Raw genomic sequence first — 6123 nt, 5'->3', positions numbered from 1 at the left:
ATGCTGGAGCGCATCGAGGCGCTGATGGCGGGGCTGAAGGAGGTCACCGACAATATCGCCCACGATCTCAAGACGCCGCTGACACGCTTGCGCAACCGCGCCGAGGAGGCGTTGGCGAAATCCGGCTGCGAGGCCGACTATCGCGCCGCGCTGGAGCGGACCATCGAGGAATCGGACGGGCTGATCCGCACTTTCAACGCGCTGCTGATGATCGCGCGCGCCGAGTCCGGCCAGGCGCGCGGCAACATGGACGATTTCGATGCCGCCGAAGTCGCAGGCGGCATCCACGAGCTCTACGAGCCCCTGGCTGAAGACGACGGCATGACCTTGAAGGTCAAATGCGAGCCGACGCCGGTTCACGCCAACCGCGAATTGATCAGCCAGGCGCTCGCCAATCTGGTCGAGAACGCGATCAAATACGGCAAGCCGGTCGCGCAGACCGGTGGAACCGTGGTCAGCATGGACTCTGGGCAGATCCTCATCGAGGCCAGGCGCGAGGGCGACCAGGTGCTGCTCAGCGTCACCGATCGCGGCCCTGGTATTCCCGAAGCCGATCGCAAGCACGTCGTCGAACGATTCGTGCGGCTGGAGGCCAGCCGCACGCAGCCGGGCTCCGGCCTCGGCCTCAGCCTCGCCGCCGCGGTTGCCACATTGCATGGCGGAGAGTTGCGACTGGGCGATGCCCATCCCGGCCTCGTCGCCACGCTGGTGCTGCCGGCGCGTGTGGGCGCGGGCGACAGGGTTGCTCCTCCAATACCGGATGTGCCACAGAAGGTGGCATGAACCACTCCGCGCCGGGAAACGCGGACAAGCATGGTGAGAGCCTGGCCGCGCGCTTCGTGGAGGCTCCCCATATTGCCGCTTCCACAACCGACGAACGACGTTTCGAAGACTGGCTGGCCGCGCTCGAGCCGGCGCAATCGGCTCGTCTCGAAGCGCTGCTGGTTCATCCCTTCGCCCGGAATATCCTCGCCGGCATCGCGGAATTCTCGCCCTATCTGTTCGATCTGGTGCGCGCCGATCCGCTGCGCCTGATCCGGCTGCTCGAATGCGATCCGGATATTCATCTCGCCGCACTGGTCGCGGAGGCGAGAGGTGCGGTGCTCGCGGCACCTGACGAGGCCGAGGTGATGCGGCTGCTTCGCCGCATGAAGGCGGAGGCGGCGCTTCTGACCGCGTTGTGCGACATCGGCGGGGTCTGGCCGGTGATGCGGGTGACGGCGGCGCTGACCGATGTCGCGGCCGCCTCCGTGCAGGCGGCGCTTCAGTACCTGCTGCGGCAGGAAGCCGCACGTGGAAAGCTATTCCCGCCCAATCCCGAGGCACCGGAAGAGGCCAGCGGCCTGATCGTGCTCGCGATGGGCAAGATGGGTGCGGGCGAGCTGAACTACTCCAGCGACATCGACCTCATCGTGTTCTTCGATCCTGACGCCACGACGCTGGCGCCGGATATCGAGCCGCAGCCGTTCTTCGTCCGCGTGACGCAAGGCATGGCGCGCATTCTCCAGCAGCGCACCTATGACGGCTACGTCTTCCGCGTCGATCTGCGGCTGCGACCCGATCCGTCCTCGACGCAGGTGGCGATCTCACGGGACGCCGCGCTGCATTACTACGAGCGGGAAGGGCGCACCTGGGAGCGCGCCGCGATGATCAAGGCGCGCGCCTGTGCCGGCGATGCCAGGGCAGGCGAGGCGCTGCTCGCCGAGATCGCCCCCTTCGTCTGGCGCAAGCATCTCGATTTCGCCGCGCTTGCCGACGTGCACGACATGAAGCGGCAGATGCAGACCTATCGCGGCCAGAGCGAGGTCGCGGTCGAAGGCCACAACGTCAAGGTCGGTCGCGGCGGCATCCGTGAGATCGAGTTTTTCGCGCAGACCCAGCAGCTGATCGCCGGCGGCCGTCATCCGCAATTGCGGGTGCGGCCGACGCTCGCCGCGCTCGATGTGCTTGCCGCCAGCAAATGRATCACCCTCGCGGCGCGTGACGAGCTCACCAGGGCGTACGAGTTCCTCCGCCGGGTCGAGCATCGCCTCCAGATGATCGCGGACGAGCAGACCCATGCGCTGCCCGACGACAAGGAGGCGGTCGGGCGCTTTGCGCGGTTCTTCGGCTATCCGGATCGCGAGGCCTTTGCCCGCGATCTGCTGCGGCAGCTCGAGATCGTGCAGGGGCACTACGAGAAGCTGTTCGAGGGCGACGATCCGACCGGCACGGCAAAGCTGCCGGCGCTCGACTACAGTGCAGGTCCCGACGATCCGCGCCTGCTCCAGCACCTGACGACGCTCGGCTTCAAGAAGCCCGCCGCCGTGGCACAGACGGTGCGCGACTGGATCACGGGCGACTATCGCGTATTCCGCAATGAGGCGACACGAAGCGCCTTCATCGAATTCGTGCCGGCCCTGATCGACGGCCTCGCCCACGCCGAGGAGCCGGACCGCGCCGTTGTGGCGTTCGATCATTTCCTTGGGGCGCTCCAGCGTGGCGGCCGGCTGATCACGCTGCTCGGCCAGAACCGCGATCTCGTCGCGCTCGTGGCGCTGGTGCTGGGCGCGGCGCCGCGGCTCGGCGAGATGCTGGCGCGGCAGCCGCAGCTCATGGACGGGCTGATCGATCCGCGCTTCTTCGGCGCGATGCCGGACAGGCGGGAATTGTCGGGGCGGCTCGCTGCCACCGTGCAGGATGCCGCCTCGTATGAGGAGTTCCTGGATCGCCTGCGCCTGTTCGGGCAGGAGAGCCTGTTCCTGATCGGCACGCGTATCCTCTCCGGCACGGTCTCGGCGCAGCAGGCGAGCACGGCCTTTGCCGACGTCGCCGAAGGAATCGTCCACACCGTGCATGGTCTCGTCGCCGATCGTTTTGCCGCCCAGCACGGCCGGATCGAGGGGCAAGAGACGGCGATCATCGCGATGGGCCGGCTCGGCAGCCGCGAAATGACCGCGTCGTCCGATCTCGACCTGATCCTGCTCTACGATTTCGACAGCGAGAATCCGGACTCGGATGGGCCGAAGTCGCTTCAAGGCGCGCATTATTTCGCCCGCTTCACCCAGCGCCTGATCAGCGCCTTCACGACGCGCACCAATTACGGCGTGCTCTATGAGATCGACATGCGGCTGCGCCCGTCGGGGCGCGCCGGCCCGGTGGCCTCGAGCCTCGCCTCCTTCGCGGATTACCAGGCCAACGAGGCCTGGACCTGGGAGCACATGGCGCTGACGCGTGCGCGCGTGGTGTCGGCTTCGCCTGAATTCGGCGACCGGATCGCGCGCGTCATCCGCGATGTCCTGACCCGCCGCCGCGACCCTGCGATCATCGCCAACGACGTCGCCGACATGCGGCGCGCGATCGGCCAGGAGAAAGGCGAGGCCGATTATTGGGATCTCAAATACGCCGCCGGCGGCATGATCGACATCGACTTCATCGCGCAATATCTCCAGCTCGTGCATGCCCATCACAAGCCGGATATCCTCGACGTCAGCACGCTTCAGGTGCTGGACAATGCGGCGAGGCTCGGCGTGCTGCCGCAGTCGGAGTCCGAGATCCTGCGTGCCGCAGCGCGGCTCTATTACGACCTGACCCAGATCCTGCGGCTCTGCGTCAGCGACGGCTTCAAGCCGGAAACCGCCGGCACCGATCTCCAACGCGTGATGGCGCGCGCCGGCGATGCGCCGGACTTCTCGTCGCTGGAGGCGCGTGTGAAGGAGACGCAGAGCGAGGTGCGGCGCGTGTTCAGGACGCTGTTGGAAGCGACGTCGCCTGCTTCAGCGAGGTGATGGCCTCGCGCACGTTCGGCTCCAGGCCAGCGCCGCCCGTGTCGAGATGGGCGAAGATCGCGCGCTTCATCCGGGGATCCCAGAACTTCTTGATGTGCTCGGCGATTCCCGGCACGGCCTTGTCGTGGCCCTGGCTCTGGAAGAACCTGCCGATCTGGTTGGCCATGTAGATCAGGCGGTCAGGCGACATCGGCAACCTCCGTGGCATGGCAGGCGACGATGCGGCCGCCATGCGTGAACACTTCGAACCCGTCTTGCCGGGCAATGGCGATCAGCGTGATGCCGGCGGCCTCGGCCGTGCGGACCGCGAGCGCGGTCGGCGCGGAGACCGCGACCATCAGCGGCGCGCCGATCGCGGCGGTCTTCTGCACCATCTCGACCGAGACGCGGCTCGTCAGCAGCACCATGCCGCCGCGCGCATCCGTGCGGCTGCGCGCCAGCGCACCTGCGAGCTTGTCCAGCGCGTTGTGGCGGCCGACATCCTCGCGCAACGCGACGATGTTGCCGGCGGGGGACCAGAACGCGGCGGCGTGAACGGCGCGAGTTTGCATGTTGATCGATTGGAGCGGCGCGATGGCCTGCATCGCCGTCATGATCTGCTCGGGCGTGAAGGTCTGCCCGTGCGGCACGACGGCCGCAGGCCGCACGGCTTCGGCAATGGACTCGATGCCGCAGATGCCGCAGCCGGTCGGGCCGGCGATATGACGCCGCCGTTCGCTGATGCGCGCGGCCTCGTCCGGCGCAAGCCACATGCGCAGCTCGATGCCGTCGTCGAGGCGGACGATTTCGAGCGAGCGGATGTCGTCGACCGATCCGACGATGCCTTCGCTGAGGCTGAAGCCGACGGCGAAGTCTTCGAGGTTCTGCGGCGTCCCCATCATGACGGCATAGGTGCCGCCATTATAAGTCAGCGCCAGCGGCGTCTCCTCCGGGATCAGCCGCGTCCCCTCCGACGCCGCGCCGTCGCGCCAGATCTCGCGGTCGATAGCCTGAACCGGCACGTGCATGCGGTTACTCCGCAGCTTCGGCCGGCGCGATGCGGCGGGAGTGCCGCGCCTGCGCATCATAGGACTTCTGCCAGTCGGACGGGCCGTTCGACGGCGAAATCTGCACCGCCGTGACCTTGTATTCGGGACAGTTGGTGGCCCAGTCCGAATACTCCGTCGTGATGACGTTGGCCTGCGTGTCCGGGTGGTGGAAGGTGGTGTAGACGACGCCCGGCGCGACGCGATCGGTGATCTCCGCGCGCAACGTGGTCTCGCCGGCGCGGCTCTTCAACCGCACCCAGTCGCCGTCGCGCACGCCGCGCTGCTCGGCATCGTGCGGGTGGATCTCCAGCCGATCCTCGGCATGCCAGACCACGTTCTCGGTGCGCCGGGTCTGCGCGCCGACATTGTACTGGCTGAGGATGCGCCCCGTCGTGAGCAGCAGCGGGAAGCGCGGGCCGGTCCGCTCGTCGGTCGCGACATATTCGGTGACGATGAACTTGCCCTTGCCGCGGACGAAGCCGTCGATATGCATCACCGGCGTGCCCTCGGGCGCCTTCTCGTTGCACGGCCACTGCACCGAGCCGAGCTCATCGAGCTTGGCGTAGGAGACGCCGGTGAAGGTCGGCGTCAATGCCGCGATCTCGTCCATGATCTCGGACGGGTGGCCGTAGTTCATCTCGAAGCCCATCGCCTTGGCAAGGCCGATGGTGACCTCCCAGTCGGCCATGCCGTTCTTAGGCGTCATCACCTTGCGCACGCGCTGGATGCGGCGTTCGGCGTTGGTGAAGGTGCCGTCCTTCTCGAGGAAGCTCGAGCCGGGCAGGAAGACATGGGCGTAGTTCGCGGTCTCGTTCAGGAAGAGGTCGTGGACGATGACGCATTCCATCGCCGACAGCGCCGCCACGACGTGCTTGGTGTTGGGATCCGACTGGAGGATGTCCTCGCCCTGCACGTAGATGCCCATGAACGTGCCCTCGATCGCGGCATCGAACATGTTGGGGATGCGCAGGCCCGGCTCGGGGTTGAGCTTGACGTTCCAGAGCGCCTCGAACTGGTCGCGCACGGCATCGCCCGAGATGTGGCGGTAGCCCGGCAGCTCATGCGGGAACGAGCCCATGTCGCAGGAGCCCTGCACGTTGTTCTGGCCGCGCAGCGGGTTCACGCCGACGCCGGGACGACCGATATTGCCGGTCGCCATCGCAAGGTTGGCGATCGCGATCACCGTGGTCGAACCCTGGCTGTGCTCGGTGACGCCGAGGCCGTAATAGATCGCCCCGTTGCCGCCGGTGGCGTAGATGCGGGCGGCTTCGCGCAGCGCCTTGGGGTCCACGCCGGTGAGGATCGCCGTTGCCTCCGGGCTGTTGTTC

At 67.2% G+C, this 6123-nt stretch carries 5 protein-coding genes; 2 read left to right on the top strand and 3 right to left on the bottom strand.

Features of this window, described 5'->3' with window-relative positions; genetic code table 11:
* The coding region (locus AC1D00_RS22550) for a sensor histidine kinase (protein ID WP_477012169.1) at positions 1 to 783 on the top strand (783 nt) is incomplete at its 5' end.
* Positions 780 to 3767 (top strand): bifunctional [glutamine synthetase] adenylyltransferase/[glutamine synthetase]-adenylyl-L-tyrosine phosphorylase, encoded by a 2988-nt coding sequence (locus tag AC1D00_RS22545; RefSeq protein WP_477012168.1) that lies wholly within the window; start codon positions 780 to 782, stop codon positions 3765 to 3767. The genes AC1D00_RS22550 and AC1D00_RS22545, both read left to right, overlap by 4 nt.
* Here AC1D00_RS22545 and AC1D00_RS22540 read toward each other — a convergent pair.
* The 3 genes from AC1D00_RS22540 to AC1D00_RS22530 form a co-directional block, all read right to left on the bottom strand.
* Positions 3724 to 3957 carry a formate dehydrogenase subunit delta gene (locus AC1D00_RS22540; protein ID WP_167770434.1) on the bottom strand — a complete coding sequence of 78 codons (234 nt, stop codon included), beginning with the start codon at positions 3955 to 3957 and terminating at the stop codon, positions 3724 to 3726. The genes AC1D00_RS22545 and AC1D00_RS22540 overlap by 44 nt on opposite strands.
* A complete protein-coding gene (gene fdhD, locus AC1D00_RS22535; protein ID WP_477012167.1) occupies positions 3947 to 4774 on the bottom strand; it encodes a formate dehydrogenase accessory sulfurtransferase FdhD in 828 nt (275 codons plus the stop codon). The genes AC1D00_RS22540 and fdhD overlap by 11 nt, the downstream gene beginning before the upstream one ends.
* A gap of 4 nt (positions 4775 to 4778) precedes the next feature.
* Positions 4779 to 6123 (bottom strand): molybdopterin dinucleotide binding domain-containing protein (locus AC1D00_RS22530; protein WP_477012166.1); only part of this gene is annotated, 1345 nt, incomplete at its 5' end.

It is taken from the genome of Bradyrhizobium sp. P2_E8, assembly GCF_056403875.1.
This window is presented reverse-complemented; position numbering and strand designations above follow the sequence as displayed.

Bases quoted from the DNA above. Each gene is read 5' to 3' on its own strand.
- AC1D00_RS22540 (WP_167770434.1), bottom strand. From the start codon at position 3,957: ATGTCGCCTGACCGCCTGATCTACATGGCCAACCAGATCGGCAGGTTC.
- fdhD (WP_477012167.1), bottom strand. From the start codon at position 4,774: ATGCACGTGCCGGTTCAGGCTATCGACCGCGAGATCTGGCGCGACGGC.